The following is a 19,802-nucleotide window of genomic DNA, read 5'->3' as shown; positions in this document are numbered from 1 at the left end:
ATGCGGCCCCGGCTCAGGCGGTGAGCGCCGCCGCGACGGTGCTCGCGCGCTCCTCGTGCTGGGCGTACGCGTCGGGGAAGCCGGAGATCTGCACGGCCTGGGCGGCGGCCGTGAGGCTCATGTCCTGCCAGCCCGGGATCTCGTTGAGCGCCGTGTAGAACGCCCGCGCGGCGTACGACGGGCGCATCAGCTCGGCCACCGTGCCCCAGCCGCTGCTGGGTCGCTGCTGGAACAGCCCGACCGAGTCGTGGTCGGAGCCGCTGCCCTGGTGCGGGTACTCCGCCGACTCGGGCAGCACGTCGCTGGCCAGGTTGTAGAGGTTGCTCTCCTGCATGGCGGTGGCCAGCGCCACGACCAGGGCGCGGCGCGGCATCTTCAGCTCCAGGCCCGTGTCAACAATGATCTTGGCGTTGTCCATCTGAGTCTGGTCGAGTCCGGCGACCGGTCGGGGTCGGCGCGGCTTGACCGGCTTCTTGGCCGCCTTGCGCACGGTGGGGGAGGCAGTGGGCTTCGCCGCCGGGCTGGGGCTGACCCGCATGGGGGCGGCGTCACGGTCCAGCGAGCGGGAGGCGCGTTCGTCGGCGATGGCGGCGCGGTCGGCGACCGCCTCGGCCAGCGGCTCCACGGGGCGGGTGGTGTCCTCGGCGCCCCGGGCGGTGGCGACCGCGGTCAGGCCGAGGCAGCAGGTGACACCTGTGGCCAGGGCCACCCGGACCGAGGTTGAGCCCAGCAGGGCGCGGCGGGGTGGATCGGGGAGCCGGTGACGGCCGATCGTCCGTTCGGTTGATGCGGCGTCGCCCGGCCGGGTGGCCGGGAGTGCCTTGGTCAGCTTCTGGTCGGAGGGGTCGTCGGCATGCACTCGCCGAGGCTAGAGACCTGGTCGCCCGATGCCATCGGCCCGAACAGTGGCATGCGCCACAATTTGCCCGGATCTTGCACGCCATAAGGGATGGCAAGCTGGCTAGCCGTCTCAACCTCGCTGATCGGGCCAGCCGGGTATTTCCGATTCGCCTGGCCAAGCCGGTCGCGGCGGCGGCGGTCGGCGTCGGTTTTGACCGACCGTCGCGGATCACCCTTACGGTGCGTGCCTGCTCCCCGAACGGTGGAGGTCCCGGCGTGCCCGTTCGGTGGATGGGCGGGCCGGCGTCGGCGCCTGGCTCAGTGCCGGCCGTTCTCCGCCGGGGTGACGGTGAGCCGGTGCCGGCTGTTGTCGCCGCTGGAGAACGGCCAGAGCCGGTCGGCGTACTCGACCAGGTCGGCCAGTTGCTGACGACTCAGGCCGGCGGACGAGATCGAGGCGTGCACGTCGGCCCGGTACCGGCCGTCGTCGTCGCGCCCCAGCTTCGCCTCGGCCCGCACCTGGACCGTGTGCGCCTCATCGGTGATCTCCCCGGCCGCTTCCACCGCAGCGTGGTGCAGGCAGGAGGCGAAGGCGGCGGCCAGCAACTGCTCTGGCCTCAATCCGGTGCAGTGCGCTGCCAGTGGCGAGGCCAGCGCGGTCGAGAGCCCGCCGTCGTCGGTGCGTACGTGGCCGCCCTCAGCGGTCGCGGTGGCCTCTTGAAGCCAGGGACTCGGGTCCGGCATCGCGTTCCTCCCGTCGCTCACCCGCCCGGCTACCCGGCCGCCGCCCGGCGAAACGCCGCGCGGCCTGCGGTCAGGGCTCGCCGGCCCGGTTCGGCCCGTCGAGCGTCGACACCGCCTCGGTGGCCTCCAGCGCGGCCTGCTCGGTCCAGGGCGACGTCGCGGCCGGGTGGCGCGCGGTGGGAACTCCCATCGGCACGTACACCCGGGCGTCCACGGCCTCGGCCAGCACCAGTGCGGCCACCAGGCTGGTCGGGCGCTCCGCCGGGGCGTCGGCCAGGCAGGAACGGCACAGCTCGGCCACCTCCGGGGGGAGCCCGTCGATCTCGGGCAGCGGGTCCGGCGGCAGGCGGCGGCGGGTGCCCAGCAACTCGGTGAGGGTGTCCGCCCGGTACGGCAGCCGGCCGCTGAGGCAGTAGTAGAGCAGGACGCCGAGCGCGTACATGTCGGCCGCCGGGGTGGCTGGCGCTCCGTCGAGCTGCTCCGGCGCCAGGTACGCCGGGGTGCCCATCAGCAGCCCGTCCGGCAACGGCTCCGGCGCGCCGGCCGGGGTGGCGATGCCGAAGTCGAGCACCTTCACACCGGCGGGGGTGAGCATGACGTTGGCCGGCTTGATGTCCCGGTGCACGATGCCCTCCGCGTGCGCGGCGGCGAGCGCCGCGCTGACCTCCGCGCAGACCCGCACCGAGATCCGCCAGTCCAGCGGCCCGGCCCGCAGGTGCGCGGCCAGAGTTTCCCCCTCGGCCAGCTCCATCACGATGTACGGCACCCGGCGACCGGGCAGCGTGGAGGAGGTGCCGAAGTCGTGCACGCTCGCCACGTTCGGGTGCACCAGACGGGCCGCCGAGCGGGCCTCCGCGCGGATCCGCTCCACCGGGCCGGACTGGCCGTCCCAGCCGGGCGAGATCAGCTTCACCGCCACCGGCCGATCCAGCACCTGGTCGTGTGCCTGCCACACCTCGGACATCCCGCCAACGCCGATGCGTTGTTCGAGCTGATACCGCCCGTCCAACGTGCGCATCGATCGCTCCTCGCTCTTACCCGCCAGCGGCGGTTGCCTCCGGTCGCGGTACCCCGCCTCCGAGCTGGGCAAACCGCCACGAGAATCGCTCACGGGTCGAGCCCGCGCACCCGCTGCGGCGCGGTGGTCGGTGCGGTAGCTTGCGAGCCAGGGCCGGTGTCACCGAACGTGCCGGCATGGTCACCGAGGGGACGCCGCGATGAGCGAGGTCACCGTACGCTTCGTCGGCGGGCCCGCCAACGGCCTGGTCCGGCTGTTGCCGGCCGGGCCGGACGGCGCCCCTCCACCGCGCTGGATCATGCGACACCCGGATGGCACCGGGCCGACCCAGGCCGGCCCCGACCACCTCTACGAACGCGACCAGCCGGACGGCGCGGGCGGCTGGAGTATGCGATTCGTGCGGACCGACGCGTTCGGGGTGTCCGAGTGACCTCCGGGTGGGGCTGACGGGTCATGCCGCCCATCCACCGTCGGCCCGGCCGCACAGCTGGCGCACAGCCGACGCAGGGGCGTGGCACAGACGTCGTGTCCAGGATGGGGGACATGGTCATGGACGGGCAGGCCGCACCGGACCGGATCGAGTTGCGCCGTCCCGACGGCGAACCGGTCCGGGTGCTGGTGGTCGACGACGAACCGACGCTCACCGACCTGTTGTCGATGGCGTTGCGCTACGAGGGCTGGCAGGTACGCAGCGCCGGCAGCGGCATGGCGGCCCTGAGCGCCGCGCGGCAGTTCCAGCCGGACGCGGTGGTGCTCGACGTGATGCTGCCCGACCTGGACGGCTTCCAGGTGCTGCGACGGCTGCGCGAGCACGCCCCCACCGTTCCGGTGCTCTTCCTGACCGCCCGGGACGCGGTCGAGGAGCGCATCGCCGGGCTGACCGTCGGCGGCGACGACTACGTCACCAAACCGTTCAGTCTCGAAGAGGTGATCGCCCGGCTGCGCGCGCTGCTGCGCCGCTCCGGCTTCGCGATCGCCGCCCGGCAGGAGGCGGTGCTGACCGTCGGCGACCTCAGCCTCGACGAGGACAGTCACGAGGTGCGCCGGGACGGCCAGCTCATCACCCTCACCGCGACCGAGTTCGAGCTGCTGCGGTACCTGATGCGCAACCCGCGCCGGGTGCTCAGCAAGGCGCAGATCCTCGACCGGGTGTGGAACTACGACTTCGGCGGCCAGGCCAACGTGGTGGAGCTGTACATCTCGTACCTGCGCAAGAAGATCGACGCCGGCCGGGCGCCGATGATCCACACATTGCGTGGCGCGGGTTATGTCCTCAAACCCGCCGAGTGACCCCGCCGGCCGGCCGCACCGCCGGCCGTTACGCGCCGCCCGCCGGTGGCTGGCCGGCCGGTCCCTGCGTACCCGTCTGGTGCTCGCCCTGGTCGCGCTGTTCGCGCTGGTCAGCGTCGCCATCGGCGGGCTCACCACGGTGGCGCTGCGGCACTTCCTGATCGACCGACTGGACGCCCAACTGGATCCCGCGACCGTCATGCGCGGCGACCGCCCGGGCCGGCCGGCCTGGCCGGGCACCGGGCCGAGCATTCCGCCCGGCTCACCGCCCGGCACCGTGGTCGCCGACATCACCGGCGCTCGGGTGACGGCCGCCTCCACCCTGACCCGCAGCCCGTCCAGCGAGGATCCCTTTCCCGACGAGGAGGCCGTCCCGGTCGAGGAGGTCGCCGCGCTGGCTGACCTGCCGGTCGGTGCCGAGCCGCGCACCGTCGACCTCGGTGCGCGCGGCGACTACCGGGCCGTGGCCCGGCAGTTCCGCGACGGCACGGTACGGGTCGTCGCGCTGCCGCTGGCCGGGGTGCGGGAGACCGTCTGGTGGATGATCGCCGCGCAGGCCGGGGTGGCGGCCGTCGGGCTGGTCATCGCCGGGGGTGCCGGCGCGCTGATCGTCCGGGCCACGCTGCGACCGCTGAACCGGGTGGCCGCCACCGCCACCCGGGTCACCGAGCTGCCGTTGGACCGCGGCGAGGTGGCGCTCGCCGTCCGGGTCCCGGCCGCGGACACCGATCCGCGTACCGAGGTCGGTCAGGTCGGCGCCGCGTTGAACCGGATGCTGGGCCACGTCGCCGACGCGCTGGTCGCCCGGCAGGCCAGCGAGACCCGGGTACGCCAGTTCGTCGCCGATGCCAGCCACGAGCTGCGCACCCCGCTGGCCGCGATCCGCGGGTACGCCGAGGTAGCCCGACGCGGTCGCGACGAGGTCCCCACCGACGTGGCGCGCGCGCTGCGCCGGGTGGAGTCGGAGAGCACCCGGATGACCAGACTCGTCGACGACCTGCTGCTGCTGGCCCGGCTGGACACCGGCCGCCCACTCGCGGTCGAACAGGTCGACCTCACCGCCCTGGTGGTCGACGCGGTCAGCGACGCGCACGTGGCGGGCCCCGAACACCGCTGGCAGCTCGACCTGCCCGAGGTGGCGATCCGGGTTCCCGGCGACGCCGCCCGGCTGCACCAGGTGGTGGCGAACCTGCTCGCCAATGCGCGGGTGCACACCCCGCCGGGAACCATGGTGACCACCACATTGGCCGTCGAGGGAGACGCCGCCGTGCTCACCGTCGCCGACGACGGGCCCGGAGTGCCGGCGGAGCTGCAACCGGAGATGTTCGAGCGGTTCGCGCGCGGCGACAGCTCCCGGTCCCGGGCGCACGGCAGCACCGGCCTCGGTCTGGCGATCGTGGCGGCGGTCGTGGAGGCCCACCACGGCACGGTCGCGGTGGACAGCCGCCCGGGCCGGACAGTGTTCACCGTCCGGTTGCCGAATCCCACAGCTGACGCATAGTCGGCGCACGGCGGCGGGCCAGGCCAGCCGCCGAGGCTTGCCGCATGGACAGAACCGAGAGCCTGCTGACAGCACCCGCCGATCCCGGCGTAGTGGGTCCGCCACCGCCGGCAACGCGCCCGGACCAGGAGCACCCACCGCCGGCGGCGCGCCGATCCCCGGCCTGGACCCGGCCCGCGCTGGTGGTCCTGCTGCTGGCCACCGGCCTGCTCTACATCTGGGGGCTGGGCGCCTCCGGCTGGGCCAACTCGTTCTACGCGGCGGCCGTGCAGGCCGGCTCGGTGAGCTGGAAGGCCCTCTTCTACGGCTCGTCGGACGCGGCCGACTCGATCACCGTGGACAAGACGCCCGCGTCGCTGTGGCTGATGGCCCTGTCCGTACGCGTCTTCGGGCTGAACAGCTGGGCGATGCTCGTTCCGCAGGCGCTCTGCGGGGTCGCCTCGGTCGGCGTGCTCTACGCGACCGTCAAGCGCTGGTACGGGCCGGCGGCCGGCCTGATCGCCGGCGCGGTGCTCGCGGTCACCCCGGTGGCGACGCTGATGTTCCGGTTCAACAATCCCGACGCGCTGCTCGTCCTGCTGCTGGTCGCCGGGGCGTACGCCACGGTCCGGGCGGTGGAGGCGGCCAGCACCCGGTGGATCGTGCTGGTCGGCGCGCTGGTCGGTTTTGGCTTCCTGACCAAGATGCTCCAGGCGTTCCTGGTGATTCCGGTCTTCGCCGGGGTCTATCTACTGGCGGCACCGACCGGGTTGTGGCGGCGGGTCCGACAGTTGCTGCTGGCCGGCCTGGCGGTAGTGGTCTCCGCCGGCTGGTGGGTGGCGATCGTCGAGCTGGTCCCCGCCAGTGCACGGCCGTACATCGGCGGGTCGCAGGGGAACAGCATCCTGGAGCTCACCCTCGGCTACAACGGCCTCGGCCGGATCACCGGCGACGAGGTGGGCAGCGTCGGCGACGGCGGGGGCCGCCCGGGTGGCGGTGGCGGCGGTCCGTTCGGTGGGCAGACCGGCCTGCTGCGGATGTTCGACGGCGAGATCGGCGGTCAGATCTCCTGGCTGCTGCCGGCCGCGCTGATCCTGCTGGTTGCCGGCCTGCTGGTGGCCGGCCGGGCGGCCCGTACCGACCGCACCCGGGCCGGGCTGCTGCTCTGGGGCGGCTGGCTGCTGGTCACCGGCCTGATCTTCAGCTTCATGTCCGGGATCTTCCACGCCTACTACACCGTGGCGCTCGCTCCGGCGGTCGGCGCGCTTGTCGGCATCGGCGTGACGCTGCTCTGGCGGCAGCGCCGCCCGCTGCCCGCCGGTACGCAGGAAACGCCTGACGGGACCCTTGCCGACCCGGAGGGCACCCGGCGGCAGCGGTGGCGTCCGCTGGCCGCCACGGCGACGCTCGCCGGCACGCTGGCGGTGACCGTCTGGTGGGCGTGGGTGCTGCTCGGACGCAGCCCCGACTGGTACCCGTGGCTGCGGACCACCGTGCTGATCGCCGGCCTGGCCGGGGCGGCACTGATCCTGCTGGTCAACCGGCTGCCCCGTCGGCTGGTGCCGGTGGTGCTGGGCCTGGGTGCGGCGGCGGCCCTCGCGGGGCCGGTGGCGTACGCGGTGCAGACCGCCGCCACGCCGCACACCGGATCGATCCCGACCGCCGGCCCGAACGTGGCGGGCGGCTTCGGCCGCGGCGGCTTCCCCGGCGGGCGACCGCCCGGCGGCATGGAGCTGCCGGGCGGCGGCCAGATTCCCGCTCTCCCCGGCGACGGCCAGAACGGCGGTCAGGCCCCGGGCTTCCCTGGTGGTGGCCAGAACGGCGGTCAGGCACCGGGCTTCCCCGGTGGTGGCCGGAACGGCGCGCAGACTCCCGGCTCTCCGGGCGGCGGGCAGGGTCGCTCGACCGGCGGCGGAATGGGCGGGCTGCTCGACACCCGCGAGCCCAGCGCCGAGCTGCGCGAGCTGCTGGAGCACGACAGCGACAACTACACGTGGGTGGCAGCCACCGTCGGCTCCAACAACGCCTCCGGCTACCAGTTGGCCACCGGCGACCCGGTGATGGCGATCGGCGGGTTCAACGGCAGCGACCCGTCGCCGACCCTCGCGCAGTTCCAGCGCTACGTCGCCGACGGCGAGATCCACTACTTCGTGGGCGACGGTGGTTTCCGGGCCAACGGTGGCAGCTCCGCCTCGCAGGAGATCGCCGCCTGGGTCACCGAGACCTTCACGGCCCAGACCGTCGACGGCGTCACCGTCTACGACCTGAGCACCGAAAAGGACGCGGCATGACCGCGCTCGGCGGACCTCGGGCCGCCGTACAGGTTGGGCCGACCACCATCGGCGCGGTGCTGGACGTGGTGATCCCGGTCTACAACGAGGAGACCGATCTCGGGCCGTGCGTACGGCGGCTGCACGCGCACCTGAGCGAGCACTTCCCGTACCCGTTCCAGATCACCATCGCCGACAACGCCAGCGTGGACGGCACCCTCGGGGTTGCCGAGGCGCTCGCCGGTGAGCTGCCCGGCGTCGAGGTGCTGCACCTGGACGCCAAGGGGCGGGGGCGGGCACTGTCCGCCGCCTGGTCCGCCTCGTCCGCGCCGGTGCTGGCGTACATGGACGTGGACCTCTCCACCGACCTGGCGGCGCTGCTGCCGCTGGTCGCGCCGCTCATCTCCGGCCACTCCGATCTGGCGATCGGCACCCGGCTGGCGCGTACCTCCCGGGTGGTGCGCGGGACCAAGCGGGAGGTCATCTCGCGGGCCTACAACCTGCTGCTGCGCGGGGCGCTGGCGGCCCGGTTCTCCGACGCCCAGTGCGGGTTCAAGGCGATCCGCGCGGACGTGGCCGGCGGGCTGCTTCCCCTGGTCAAGGACACCGGCTGGTTCTTCGACACCGAGCTGCTGGTGCTCGCCCAGCGGGCCGGGCTGCGGATCCACGAGGTGCCGGTGGACTGGGTCGACGACCCGGACAGCCGCGTCGACATCGTCGCCACCGCGCTGGCCGACCTGCGCGGGATGGGTCGGCTGGGCCGGGCGCTGTTGACCGGCGCGCTGCCGTTGACCGAGCTGCGCGCGCAGGTGGGCCGGGGACCGCTGGCCGCGTCGCCGGCACAGGTGCCGGTCGGTCTGCCTCGGCAGTTGGTCCGGTTCGCCGCGGTCGGGGTGGCCAGCACCCTGGCGTACCTGCTGCTCTTCGTGGCCACCCGGGGCGCGCTCGGCGCGCAGCCGGCGAACCTGCTGGCGCTGCTGGTGACGGCGGTGGCGAACACGGCCGCGAACCGGCGGCTGACGTTCGGCATCAGCGGGCGCCGGCACGCCGGCCGGCACCACGTGCAGGGGTTGCTGGCCTTCGCGCTCGGCCTGGCGCTGACCAGCGGTTCGTTGGCTGTGCTGCACGCGGTCGACGCCGCACCCACCCGGCTGGTGGAGCTGGCCGTGCTGGTGGCCGCGAACCTGGCCGCCACCGTGCTGCGCTTCGTGCTGCTGCGCCTCGGCATGCACCACCGGCGGAACTGACCCCGTCAGCTGCGGGCCGTGCCCAGCACCTTCGCGAGGACCTCGACGACGCGTCGCGTGTGACGCCCGTCGGGGTCCTCGTCCGGCGCGGGGTAGGTCACCGCCGGACGCATCCCTGTGGCCCGCCTGGGAGTCCGCCGATGTGGCCGATACGGCGTCGGCGATCGGCGTACGGTGACAGACAAGTCCGGCTTTCTGGGTCAAAAGCCTCACCGCTGTATGCCCGGGACGCCGGTGTCGAGACGGGCGAGGGGAAGGAGCGGTCGGTGATCCATCTGGCCTACCTGGACGCGGGATCCGGCAGCCTGATCGTGCAGGCGGTCGTGGGCGGGGTGGCCGGCGCAGCGGTCGCCGCCAAGCTCTACTGGCGGCGGCTGGTCGACCGGTTCCGTCGCCAGCCCACCGACCAGCAGTGAGCCGGCCCGTCCCGGCGATGACGACCTCACCCCCCGGGGTACGGCCCGAGCCGGCCTCCTTTCGCGACCCGGCCAACCGCGTCTTCCACCTCGGAGACGACGTGCTGCGCGGGCTGGACGCGCAGGCCGCCGAGCACTGGCGGGCGCTGACGGCCAGCGCGTTCTTCCCCACGCTGGTGGCCGCGGGCAAGGTCTGCCCCACCGAGGACGCACCGTCGGCGCTGGTGCCCGCAGCGGTCGGGGCACCGTGGGCGGCGGTGCTGCGCCACGAACGCATCCCGTTCGTCTCCCACCCGTACGAGTGGTCCTTCACCATGCTGCGCGACGCCGCGCTGCTGCACCTGGAGATCCTGCGCGACGCACTCGCCGACGGCTTCACCACCAAGGACGGCTCGGCCTACAACCTGCAGTGGCGTGGCGCCGACCCGGTCTTCATCGACATCGGCTCCTTCGAGCCGGTGCGCGACGGCGAGCCGTGGGCCGGGTACCGGCAGTTCTGCCAGACCGTGCTCTACCCGCTGCTGCTCACCGCCCACCTGGGGGTCGACTTCCAGCCGTTGCTGCGCGCCCGGGTCGACGGCATCGAGGCCGACCAGCTCCGTCCGCTCTTCGGTGGGGCACGTCGGCTGCGTCCGGGCGTACTGACCCACCTGCACCTGCACGGCGCGATGCAGCAGCGGCACGCCGAGGCCAGCACCAGCGACGTACGAGCCCAACTGCGGGCCGCCGGCTACTCCCGGGAGCTGCTGCTGGCCACCGTGCGCGGCATCGAGAAACTGGTCCGCCGGCTGGACCGGCGCCCGCCGGCCAGCCACTGGGCCGACTACCAGCGCACCTGCGGCTACTCGGCGCGGGACCGGGCGGCCAAGGAACAGTTCGTGGCCGCCGCGCTGACCGCCGGCGTCCGCCCCCGCCTGGTGCTCGACCTTGGCGCCAACGACGGCCGGTACGCCCGGATCGCGGCCGAGCACGCCGACTACGTCGTCGCCGTCGAGCAGGACCCGGCCGTTGTCGACGACCTGTACCGGGCGCTGCGGGCCGAGGGGCAGCGGCGGATCCTGCCGCTGGTGCTGGACCTGGCCGACCCGTCACCCGGAGGTGGCTGGCGAGGTGCCGAGCGCGCCGGCTTCGCCGAGCGGGCGTCCGCCGACGCGGTGCTCGCCCTGGCCGTGGTGCACCACCTGGCGATCGGGCGCAACGTGCCGCTGCCGGAGGTGGTCGACTGGCTGGTGGGGCTGACCGCGCCGGGTGGTGCGGTGGTGGTGGAGTTCGTCCACCCGGAGGACCCGATGGCCCTCCGGCTGCTGGCCAACAAGCCCGACGGCCTCTTTCCGAACTACCGGCGGGACGCCTTCGAGCGGCTGCTCGCGGCCCGGGGCCGGATCGCCGACCGGTTGGAGCTGCCCTCGGGCACCCGCACGCTCTACCGGACGGTGATGGGTGGCTGAACCAGCACCCGCACCCCCGCCAGCACAGCCGGGCACTCCGGCCGCGGAACCGGTCACCGGGCGGTGGGACCGCGGTTGGCGCGGTGAGCTGGGCCGGCTGCTGGAGGTGGTGGCGCTGGTCGGGTTGGTGGTCACCCAGCCGCTGCTGGACGTACTCGGCCGCAGCCCCGACTTCTTCCTCTTCCACCGCGCCGACCCGGGCCAGATCCTGCTGCTGACGGCCCTGGTGGCGGTGGCACCCACCGTGCCGGTGGCGGTGCTCGGCGCGCTCAGCCGGGTGGCCGGCCGGACCGTCCGCGCGCTCACCCACACCGGGCTGGTCGGCCTGCTGCTGGCCGCGCTGGCCGTGCAGGTGGGCCGGCACGCGACGCCGCTGCGGGGCGTACCCCTGCTGCTGGTCGCCGGGCTGGCCGGCGCGGCCGGCGCAGTCGCGCACCGGCGGTGGCGGGCACCGGGCCGGGTGCTGCGACTGGCCGCCGCCGGCCCGGTGGCCTTCGTGGCGCTCTTCCTGCTCGTTTCACCCACCTCGGCGGTGGTGTTGCCGCGCGGCGACGGCGGCGCGGCCGGCACCGCCCAGGGCCCGGGCGGGCACCCTCCGGTGGTCATGCTGATCCTCGACGAGCTGCCACTGGTCAGCCTGCTCGGCGCGGACGGTCGGATCGACGCGGCCCGGTTCCCGCACTTCGCCGAGCTGGCCGGCGCGTCGACGTGGTACCGCAACGCCACCGGCGTCAGCGGCTGGACTCCCAACGCGCTGCCGGCGATGCTCACCGGCCGCTACCCGGCGCGGTCGGTCGCGCCGCACTACTCGCAGTACCCGGACAACCTCTTCACCGCCTTCGGCGGCCTGTACGACATCCACGCCCAGGAGAGCATCACCCGGCTCTGCCCGCCCAGCCGCTGCGAGCAGCCGGTCAGTCCGGAACAGGGGCTCGGCGTACTGGTCCGGGAGACCGGCAAGCTGCTCGGCCAGGTCGCCGGGCCGACACCCACCCGCGTCGACCCGGAGGACTCCTATCGGGAGCAGACCCGGGCCGAGGCCGGCCTGGACGCCGCCGAGCCGGTGCCGGCGGACCCGAAGTTCCGCTGGGACAGCCTGGACGACAACCAGCCGGCCCGGTTCACCAGCTTCCTGGCCGGGCTGAAGCCGGAGCCCCGGCCCGCCCTGCACTTCCTGCACCTGCTGATGCCGCACTCGCCGTGGGCGTACCTGCCGTCCGGAGTGCGTTACGACGCCCCCGAGGACCTGCCCAACGACGGCACCGGCTGGGTCGAACTGGCCCGGCAGCGCCACCTCGCCCAGCTCGGCTACACCGACCGGCTGATCGGCGAGACGCTGCGTACGCTGCGCGCCAGCGGCCTCTACGACCAGGCCCTCGTCGTGGTCACCGCCGACCACGGGGTGAGCTTCCGCGCGGGCGCCCAGGGCCGGGGCATGGACGCGATCAAGGCCGCCGCCGGCGAGGTGGCGTGGGTGCCGATGTTCGTCAAGGAGCCCGGGCAGCAGGCCGGCCGGGTGGACGACCGCAACTGGGAACACGTCGACCTGCTGCCGACCGTGGCCGACCAGGCCGGTATCCGGCTGCCCTGGCGGGTCGACGGACGCTCCGCCCGGCAGGCCCCGCGCACCGAGGGCACGAAGCACTTCTACGACCGCCCCGGCGAACCGGTCACCTTCCCCGGCGGGGTGCCCGCCCCGCCGCCCCTGCCGGCGCCGCACCCGCTGGTGGGCACCGAGGTCCACGCCGGCCCGGCCGGCGGCAGCGCCACGGTGGCCGACCTCGCCGCGTTCCGGGCCACGGACCCGGACACCGGCACCCTCCCGGCGCTGGTCTGGGGGGACGTGCCGGACCGGATCCCGGACGGCACCCTGCTGGCGGTGGCCGTCAACGGCCGGATCGGCGCGGTCGTACCGGTGGTGCCGACCGATCCCGGCGGACGCCGATTCGCCGCGCTGCTCACCGACGACCAGTTGTTCCGGGCCGGCACCAACCAGCTCGACGTCTACCAGGTCGCGACGGACGGTACGCTCCGACGCCTTGCCCTGTCGTGAAGCTGCTCCGCCAGGTCCCGCACGGCGGGACGGAGGGTTTCCCGGCTGCCCGGTCGGGAATCGGGTGACGCATACCTCACCGGCGAACCACGGCGGGCAGTGTCCCCCAAGCCGCAATTACGGTAGAAGCGAAGGCAATTCAACGTAGATCTGCCGGCGAAGCGAGGAACCACATGACGGAAGTCAAGCTCGATCACCCCGGTGGGCAGCTGTCGATGCCGGTGCATCCCGCGGTCGAGGGCCCCGCCGGTGTCGGGGTTAGCAAGCTGCTGAAAGAAACCGGAATGACCACGTACGACCCCGGTTTCGTGAACACCGCGGCGGCCTCATCCGCGATCACCTACATCGACGGCGACGCGGGGATCCTGCGTTACCGGGGATACCCGATCGAGCAGCTGGCCGAGAAGTCCTCCTTCCTGGAGGTCTCCTACCTGCTCATCTACGGTGAGCTGCCGACCGAGCAGCAGCTGGCCGAGTTCACCGAGTGGATTCGGCGGCACTCGCTGCTGCACGAGGAGATGCGCCGCTTCTTCGACGGCTTCCCCCGGGACGCCCACCCGATGGCCGTGCTCTCCTCGGCCGTGAGCGCCCTCTCGACCTTCTACCAGGACAGCCTGGACCCGTTCGACTCCGAGCACGTGGAGATCTCCACTGTCCGGCTGATGGCGAAGGTGCCCACCATCGCCTCGTACGCCTACAAGAAGTCCATCGGGCAGCCGCTGCTGTACCCGGACAACTCGCTGGGGTACGTCGACAACCTGCTGCGGATGACCTTCGGCGTGCCGGCCGAGCCGTACGAGGTCGACCCGGTGATGTCGAAGGTGCTGGACATGCTCTTCGTCCTGCACGCCGACCACGAGCAGAACTGCTCCACCTCGACCGTCCGGCTGGTCGGCTCCAGCAACGCCAACCTGTTCGCCTCGGTCTCCGCCGGCGTGAACGCGCTGTTCGGCCCGCTGCACGGCGGCGCCAACCAGGCCGTGCTGGAGATGCTCCAGCAGATCCACGCCGGCGATGACGACGTCCGGTCCTTCGTCCGCAAGGTCAAGGACAAGGAGGACGGCGTCAAGCTGATGGGCTTCGGCCACCGGGTCTACAAGAACTACGACCCGCGGGCGGCGATCGTCAAGAAGGCCGCGCAGGACGTGCTGGGCCGGATGGCCAAGCCGGACCCGCTGCTGGACATCGCCATGGAGCTGGAGGAGATCGCGCTCGCCGACGACTTCTTCGTCTCCCGCCGGCTCTACCCGAACGTGGACTTCTACACCGGCCTGATCTACAAGGCCATGGGCTTCCCGACGAAGATGTTCACCGTGCTCTTCGCGCTCGGCCGGCTCCCCGGCTGGATCGCCCAGTGGCGCGAGATGATCAACGACCCGGAGACCAAGATCGGCCGTCCGCGGCAGATCTACGTCGGCTCCGCCGAGCGGGACTACGTCCCCTTCGCCGAGCGCTGACCTCCACGACGCACCACCGTCAGGCCGTCGACCCACCGGGTCGGCGGCCTGCCGCCTTTCCAGCCGCCAGCCGCCGCCTTCCCAGCCGCCTGCCGCCGCCTGCCGCCTGCCGCCGCCCGCCGCCTGCCGCCGCCGTCAGCCGTCGCCTGCCGCCGCCGTCAGCCGTCGCCTGCCGCCTGCCGCTGCCGCCAGCCCCGAGCGCAGCCGTCCCGGCCGGCAGCCTTGGACGCAGCCGTCCCGGCCGGCAGCGTCGAGCGCATCCGCCCGCCCCGGCCAGCCGCCCCGGCCAGCCGCCCCGGCGGCAGCCGTCCCGGCGGCAGCCCCGAGCACATCCGCCCCCGCCAGCCGCCCCGGCCAGGACGACTTCCTGTCCAACACCGTCTTCGCTGGCGCGTGCCGGCTCGGCGCCCTGCCCCGGTCCGCTCCTGTCGAGCTGCCCCAAATGTGGGGCGGGCGGGCGCGGTCCGACCGCCACACCGGGTCGAGCAGCTTGATCGACTCGGTATCGCCGATATCGCGGCTTCCGGGCGCCGGGATACCCCGATGTTGGCGAAACGGAGTCGATCAAGAGTCTGTGCCGGTCCTTCGTGGGCTTTCCGGCCGATCCGCATTCCGTTCGGGCCTCCGGATGCTTCACCCCGCCCCATTTCTGGGGCAGCTCGACAGGGCCTACAGGGCGTATGGGGCCTGCCTGTGGGCCTGCCTGTGGGGCCTATGAGGCCTGTGAGGCCGGGGCCGGGGAAGCTCCCGGCGCAACCCCGTGAGGCGTGGGTGGCGCGGGCTGCGGGGACCATGCCGGCTTTCCTGGCGGCCGTTGAGGTGTTGGGCGCGTCAGAAGGAGGAGATGTCCTGCCCTCGCTCGCTGCGGCTCAGCGCGCTGATTACCGCGGACTGGCCGTGACGGCGCACGGCCAAGCGCACCAGCAGGTCGCGCACGGGATCGAAGACATCCGCCGGAAAGGCCGGCGTGGGCACGCCGACGCTCACCGCGAGATCGTCGGCGTGGACCACGATCTCCAGTTGGCGCGTGAGCAGGAAGTCGCTGCGCCGCAGGGACCAGCCCTGCCACGGGATCGGCACGACGTCGCGGGCGGCCCCTCGTGCGAGCAGGTCGCCCACCTCTTCCAGCGCGAGGACGGAGCGGGCGTGCAGGTCCGCTGGTCCCCGAGTCGCTTCGGCTTCGTCCAGGCTTGCGGCCACCGAGTCCTCGTCCGGGGGCCCCGCGGTCACCCAGGCGGCCCGCTCGTAGTGGTCGTCGGCTGACTCGAGGAGCGGCAGGTCGGTCGAGGTCGGCAGCAGTTCCGCCGCCCGGACCGCCTGACGTCCCAGGTGGCACGCCAGAGCTCCCACGGACAGGTGCGGCAGTGCGCTCGGGCTCGACCACTGGTCGGACACCTCGGAGCGCCGGATCAGGTCCAGCGCGATCGAGGCGGCAACCGGGAAGGCGGAATCCAGGGCGTCGACAAGACGAGGCATGCGCGCATTCTGACAGGCCCGGCAGTCCGGTACTGACCTCGAACGCCCCGCGCCGGAGCGCCGACATCGAGGCATCCCGGTGCTGGGATACCCCGATGTCGGCGAAACGGAGTCGATCAGCGAGCAGCACCGGGCCGCGGGTAGCGACCGGGACGACGATCAGCGCGATGGTGGCAACAGCGGCGATGACAGCGGCGGCAAGGGCCGGCGGTCAGCGCAGGCCGGCGGCGGCGAGCAGGTTGCCGGTGGGGAGGACGGGTAGGGCGCGGCCCTGGGACATGCGCTGCTCGGCGCGCTGGGCGGTGAAGGCAGCGTCGTTGGCGATGGCGCCGGTGTAGCTGGCGGCGGTGCGTTGGGCGATGGCCGCCCAGCCGTACTGGTCGTGCACCATCCGGCGGGCGCGGCGGGCCAGGGCGCGGGCCCGGTCGCGGTCCGACAGCAGCGCGTCGACGGCATCGGCGAGCCCGTCGGGGTCGTGCGGTTGGAAGGTCATTCCGGTCACCCCCGGCTCGACGATCTCCGCGAGGCCACCGGTGGCGGCGACCGCCAGCGGCGCGCCAGCGGCGGCGCCCTCCAGGGCCACCATGCCGAACGGCTCGTAGATGCTCGGCACCGCGAAGCAGTCGGAGGCGGCCATCAGCGCCGGCAGGTCGGTGCCACCGAGGAAGCCCGGCATGGCGACCATGCCGCCCAGGCCGCGGCGGTGCACCTCGGACTCCAGCTCCGCGCGGTACGGGCCGTCGCCGGCGATCACCACGCGCAGCCCCGGGTGCCGCTCACGCAGGCGCGGCAGGCCGGCGATCAGGTGCTGTACGCCCTTCTCGTAGACCAGCCGGCCGGCGAAGGTGACCAGCGGGCCGTCCCCGGCGAACCGGGTTCGGGCGGCGGTCACCTCGCGCGCCGGCACCTTCCAGCGGTGCGGCTCCACACCGTTGGCCACCACGTCGACCCGGTCGGCCGGCACCCCGAACAGGGCGTTCACCTCGTCGCGCATGTACCCGGAGCAGACGATCACGCGGCCGGACTCGGTGCTGAGCCAGTGCTCGACGCCGTGGATGGTGCGGTTCATCTCCTCCGGCAGCCAGCCCTGGTGTCGACCGGCCTCGGTGGCGTGGATGGTGCTCACCAGCGGGATGTCCAGGTGGTCGCGCAACGTCATCGCGGTGTGGGCGACGAGCCAGTCGTGGGCGTGGATGACGTCGTAGGTGCCGGCTTCGGTGGCGCGCAGGGCGGTGCGGGTGAGGGTGTGGTTGAACGCCATGGTCCAGGCAAGGAGGGAGCCGGTAGCGAGGGGGAAGGTGACGGGGTCTTCGGAGGCGCGCAGGATGCGGACGCCATCGGCGTACTCCTCGAGCGGCGCGCCCTCGGCGTGGCGGGTGACGACGGTGACCTCGTGGCCGGCGGCGGCCAGGGCCACCGACAGCGCGTGCACGTGTCGGCCGAGGCCGCCGACGAGCACCGGCGGGTACTCCCACGAGAGCATCAGGATGCGACGGGTCTGCGGCGGGACCCCCGGCCCGGCCTGTGCCGGGAGTTGGGGGCGGGAGGTCAGGGTGGGCCGGTGGATCCGGTCCGAGGTGTTAGCGAGCTGCTCGCCGACCCGCAGGGTCGTCACATCAATCTCCGTCCATGCATGGTGGTACGCGCCGGCGTCAGTGGCGGCGAAGCGGGAGGTGGTGGGGTGGCCGAGGGGCCGAGTGAGGTACGCGCGGGAGCGTCCCCAGACAAGCAAAGGCCATCGAGCGCCGTAACGCACCTCGAGAGGGGACAAGGTGACGGAAGACACCTGAGGGCTTGGCGTGCGCCAGACAGGTGGATTCCGGGCATCCCCTGAAAGGATGGATTGGCGCGTGGGAGTGCCGGGCATTACCGGCGTGCGCACTGCGGCCCACGCCGGTGCGCTCGTGGCGCGGGTGCGCACATGACCACGGTCTGAAGGAGCGACATGCAGGTCTGGCCGGGCGAGCGGTACCCCCTGGGCGCCACCTACAACGGGATGGGCACCAACTTCGCCATCTTCTCCGAGGTGGCCGAGCGGGTCGAGCTGTGCCTGTTCGACGAGTGGGACACCGGCGCCGAGCGGCGGGTCGAGCTGCGTGAGGTGGACGCCTACGTGTGGCACGCGTACCTGCCGGGCATCGAGCCGGGGCAGCGCTACGGCTACCGGGTCCACGGGCGGTACGACCCGGCGAACGGGCTGCGCTGCAACCCGCACAAGCTGCTGCTCGACCCGTACGCCAAGGCGGTCGACGGTGACGTGACGTGGGACCCGGCGGTCTACGACTACGACCTGGAGCACCCGGAGCGGATGTCCGAGACCGACTCGGCGCCGTTCATGCCGAAGTCGGTGGTGGTCAACCCGTACTTCGACTGGGGCAACGACAGGCCGCCGCGCACCCCGTACCACCACTCGGTGATCTACGAGGCGCACGTACGCGGGCTGACCATGCGCCACCCGGACATCCCGGAGGAGCTGCGCGGCACGTACGCGGGCATCGCCTCCCCGCCGATGATCGAGTACCTGACCCGGCTCGGCGTGACCGCCATCGAGTTGATGCCGGTGCACCAGTTCATCCACGACCACCGGCTGGTCGACCTCGGGCTGCGCAACTACTGGGGTTACAACACCATCGGTTTCTTCGCCCCGCACCACGGCTACTCCGCGCTGGGCCGGCTCGGCCAGCAGGTGCAGGAGTTCCGCGGCATGGTCAAGGCGCTGCACGCGGCCGGCATCGAGGTCATCCTCGACGTGGTCTACAACCACACCGCCGAGGGCAACCACCTCGGGCCGACGCTGAGTTTCAAGGGCGTAGACGCCCCCAGCTACTACCGGCTCAGCGAGGAGGACCGCCGGTACTTCGTCGACTACACCGGCACCGGCAACAGCCTCAACGTGCGCAGTCCGCACTCCCTTCAACTGATCATGGATTCGCTGCGCTACTGGGTGCAGGAGATGCACGTCGACGGCTTCCGCTTCGACCTGGCCGCCACCCTGGCCCGCGAGTTCTACGAGGTCGACCGGCTCTCCACCTTCTTCGAGGTGGTCCAGCAGGACCCGGTGGTCAGCCAGGTCAAGCTGATCGCCGAGCCGTGGGACGTCGGCCCCGGCGGCTACCAGGTGGGCAACTTCCCGCCGGTGTGGACCGAGTGGAACGGCAAGTACCGCGACACCGTGCGGGACTTCTGGCGCGGTGAGCCGGCCACCCTGGCCGAGTTCGCGTCCCGGATCTCCGGCTCCGCCGACCTCTACCAGGACGACGGGCGCCGGCCTTTCCACAGCATCAACTTCGTCACCTGCCACGACGGGTTCACGCTCAACGACCTTGTGTCGTACAACGACAAGCACAACGAGGCCAACGGTGAGGACAACCGGGACGGCGAGAGCCACAACCGGTCGTGGAACTCCGGCGTCGAGGGTGACACCGACGACGAGGCGGTGCTCGCCCTGCGCGCCAAGCAGCGGCGCAACTTCCTGGCCACCCTGATGCTCTCCCAGGGCGTGCCGATGATCGGCCACGGCGACGAGCTGGGCCGCACCCAGCGGGGCAACAACAACGCCTACTGCCAGGACAGCGAGCTGGCCTGGGTCGACTGGGACAACGCCGACTCCCAGCTACTGGAGTTCGTCCGGACGCTGACCGCGTTCCGGGCCCGGCACCAGGTGTTCCGCCGCCGCCGGTTCTTCACCGGCCTGCCGGTCGGCGGGCGCGAGGTCGACGGGCCGCTGCCCGACCTGGCCTGGTACACCCCGGACGGGCGGGAGATGACCGGCGAGGACTGGGGCAACGACTTCGGCCGCTCGGTGGCGCTCTTCGTCAACGGCGAGGGCATCCGGGAGCGTGGCCAGTACGGCCAGCGCCACCACGACGCCTCGTTCCTGCTCTGCTTCAACGCCCACGACGCGCCGCTGGACTTCACCCTGCCCGGCAGCGAGTACGGCCAGAAGTGGGAACGGGTCATCAGCACCGCCGAACCCGAACCGGACGACGTCACGGTGATCAGCGCGGGCGGCACCATCCGGGTGCCGGACCGTTCCCTGGTGGTGTTGGAGAGGACGATCTGA

General features: G+C 72.8%; 15 protein-coding genes. 10 read left to right on the top strand and 5 right to left on the bottom strand.

The annotated features are described in order from the left end of the window. Positions 1-13: 13 nt before the first annotated feature. The 3 genes from OG990_RS12740 to OG990_RS12730 all read right to left on the bottom strand — a co-directional run bounded on the left by OG990_RS12740 (position 14) and on the right by OG990_RS12730 (position 2,602). Positions 14-859: a hypothetical protein gene (locus OG990_RS12740; protein WP_406080592.1), complete on the bottom strand. Its 846-nt coding sequence runs from the start codon at positions 857-859 to the stop codon at positions 14-16. A 299-nt stretch (positions 860-1,158) separates the two neighbouring features. Continuing rightward, the gene (locus OG990_RS12735) at positions 1,159-1,584 is read right to left on the bottom strand and encodes an OsmC family protein (protein ID WP_328417154.1); all 426 of its coding nucleotides are present in this window, start codon (positions 1,582-1,584) and stop codon (positions 1,159-1,161) included. Positions 1,585-1,654: 70 nt separating this feature from the next. Further along, entirely contained in the window at positions 1,655-2,602 is a 948-nt protein-coding gene (locus tag OG990_RS12730; protein ID WP_406080590.1) for a serine/threonine-protein kinase, read from the bottom strand. Between the two features lie 199 nt (positions 2,603-2,801). Between OG990_RS12730 and OG990_RS12725 the strand changes: the two genes are divergently transcribed. From OG990_RS12725 to OG990_RS12685, 9 genes are all read left to right on the top strand, one after another. Continuing rightward, positions 2,802-3,032, top strand: coding sequence for a hypothetical protein (locus OG990_RS12725; protein WP_328417150.1), 231 nt, complete (start codon positions 2,802-2,804; stop codon positions 3,030-3,032). A 113-nt stretch (positions 3,033-3,145) separates the two neighbouring features. Beyond that, on the top strand, positions 3,146-3,892 hold the full coding sequence (locus OG990_RS12720) for a response regulator transcription factor (protein WP_328417148.1): 747 nt from the start codon (positions 3,146-3,148) through the stop codon (positions 3,890-3,892). A 49-nt stretch (positions 3,893-3,941) separates the two neighbouring features. After that, positions 3,942-5,393: a sensor histidine kinase gene (locus OG990_RS12715; RefSeq protein ID WP_406081739.1), complete on the top strand. Its 1,452-nt coding sequence runs from the start codon at positions 3,942-3,944 to the stop codon at positions 5,391-5,393. Positions 5,394-5,437: 44 nt separating this feature from the next. Beyond that, complete coding sequence (locus tag OG990_RS12710) at positions 5,438-7,663, top strand: ArnT family glycosyltransferase (protein WP_406080589.1); 2,226 nt, start codon at positions 5,438-5,440, stop codon at positions 7,661-7,663. After that, the gene (locus OG990_RS12705; RefSeq protein WP_406080588.1) at positions 7,660-8,889 is read left to right on the top strand and encodes a glycosyltransferase; all 1,230 of its coding nucleotides are present in this window, start codon (positions 7,660-7,662) and stop codon (positions 8,887-8,889) included. Before OG990_RS12710 ends, OG990_RS12705 begins: the two co-directional genes overlap by 4 nt. A 266-nt stretch (positions 8,890-9,155) precedes the next feature. Continuing rightward, positions 9,156-9,305 carry a hypothetical protein gene (locus OG990_RS12700; protein ID WP_328417142.1) on the top strand — a complete coding sequence of 50 codons (150 nt, stop codon included), beginning with the start codon at positions 9,156-9,158 and terminating at the stop codon, positions 9,303-9,305. 17 nt (positions 9,306-9,322) lie between these two features. Then, positions 9,323-10,753, top strand: a complete 1,431-nt coding sequence (locus tag OG990_RS12695; RefSeq protein ID WP_406080586.1) for a class I SAM-dependent methyltransferase — start codon at positions 9,323-9,325, stop codon at positions 10,751-10,753. After that, the gene (locus OG990_RS12690; protein WP_406080585.1) at positions 10,746-12,806 is read left to right on the top strand and encodes a sulfatase-like hydrolase/transferase; all 2,061 of its coding nucleotides are present in this window, start codon (positions 10,746-10,748) and stop codon (positions 12,804-12,806) included. The genes OG990_RS12695 and OG990_RS12690 overlap by 8 nt, the downstream gene beginning before the upstream one ends. A 173-nt stretch (positions 12,807-12,979) precedes the next feature. Further along, entirely contained in the window at positions 12,980-14,263 is a 1,284-nt protein-coding gene (locus OG990_RS12685) for a citrate synthase (RefSeq protein ID WP_328417136.1), read from the top strand. A gap of 831 nt (positions 14,264-15,094) precedes the next feature. Here OG990_RS12685 and OG990_RS12680 read toward each other — a convergent pair. Then, positions 15,095-15,739 carry a maleylpyruvate isomerase N-terminal domain-containing protein gene (locus OG990_RS12680; RefSeq protein ID WP_406080584.1) on the bottom strand — a complete coding sequence of 215 codons (645 nt, stop codon included), beginning with the start codon at positions 15,737-15,739 and terminating at the stop codon, positions 15,095-15,097. Between the two features lie 211 nt (positions 15,740-15,950). Continuing rightward, complete coding sequence (locus OG990_RS12675) at positions 15,951-17,354, bottom strand: glycosyltransferase family 4 protein (protein ID WP_406080583.1); 1,404 nt, start codon at positions 17,352-17,354, stop codon at positions 15,951-15,953. A gap of 330 nt (positions 17,355-17,684) precedes the next feature. On the opposite strand from OG990_RS12675, the gene glgX reads away from it, so the two are divergent. Then, positions 17,685-19,802, top strand: coding sequence for a glycogen debranching protein GlgX (glgX, locus tag OG990_RS12670; protein WP_355607670.1), 2,118 nt, complete (start codon positions 17,685-17,687; stop codon positions 19,800-19,802).

Origin of the sequence: Micromonospora sp. NBC_00858 (assembly GCF_045207365.1) — a bacterium.
Lineage (GTDB): Bacteria > Actinomycetota > Actinomycetes > Mycobacteriales > Micromonosporaceae > Micromonospora.
Note: the sequence above shows the minus strand (reverse complement) of the source record. Positions and strands in the feature narration are given on the sequence as shown.

Coding starts and splice junctions, on each gene's coding strand:
- OG990_RS12735 (WP_328417154.1), bottom strand. CDS start 1,584: ATGCCGGACCCGAGTCCCTGGCTTCAAGAGGCCACCGCGACCGCTGAG.
- OG990_RS12730 (WP_406080590.1), bottom strand. CDS start 2,602: ATGCGCACGTTGGACGGGCGGTATCAGCTCGAACAACGCATCGGCGTT.
- OG990_RS12725 (WP_328417150.1), top strand. CDS start 2,802: ATGAGCGAGGTCACCGTACGCTTCGTCGGCGGGCCCGCCAACGGCCTG.
- OG990_RS12720 (WP_328417148.1), top strand. CDS start 3,146: ATGGTCATGGACGGGCAGGCCGCACCGGACCGGATCGAGTTGCGCCGT.
- OG990_RS12710 (WP_406080589.1), top strand. CDS start 5,438: ATGGACAGAACCGAGAGCCTGCTGACAGCACCCGCCGATCCCGGCGTA.
- OG990_RS12705 (WP_406080588.1), top strand. CDS start 7,660: ATGACCGCGCTCGGCGGACCTCGGGCCGCCGTACAGGTTGGGCCGACC.
- OG990_RS12695 (WP_406080586.1), top strand. CDS start 9,323: ATGACGACCTCACCCCCCGGGGTACGGCCCGAGCCGGCCTCCTTTCGC.
- OG990_RS12685 (WP_328417136.1), top strand. CDS start 12,980: ATGACGGAAGTCAAGCTCGATCACCCCGGTGGGCAGCTGTCGATGCCG.
- OG990_RS12680 (WP_406080584.1), bottom strand. CDS start 15,739: ATGCCTCGTCTTGTCGACGCCCTGGATTCCGCCTTCCCGGTTGCCGCC.
- glgX (WP_355607670.1), top strand. CDS start 17,685: ATGCAGGTCTGGCCGGGCGAGCGGTACCCCCTGGGCGCCACCTACAAC.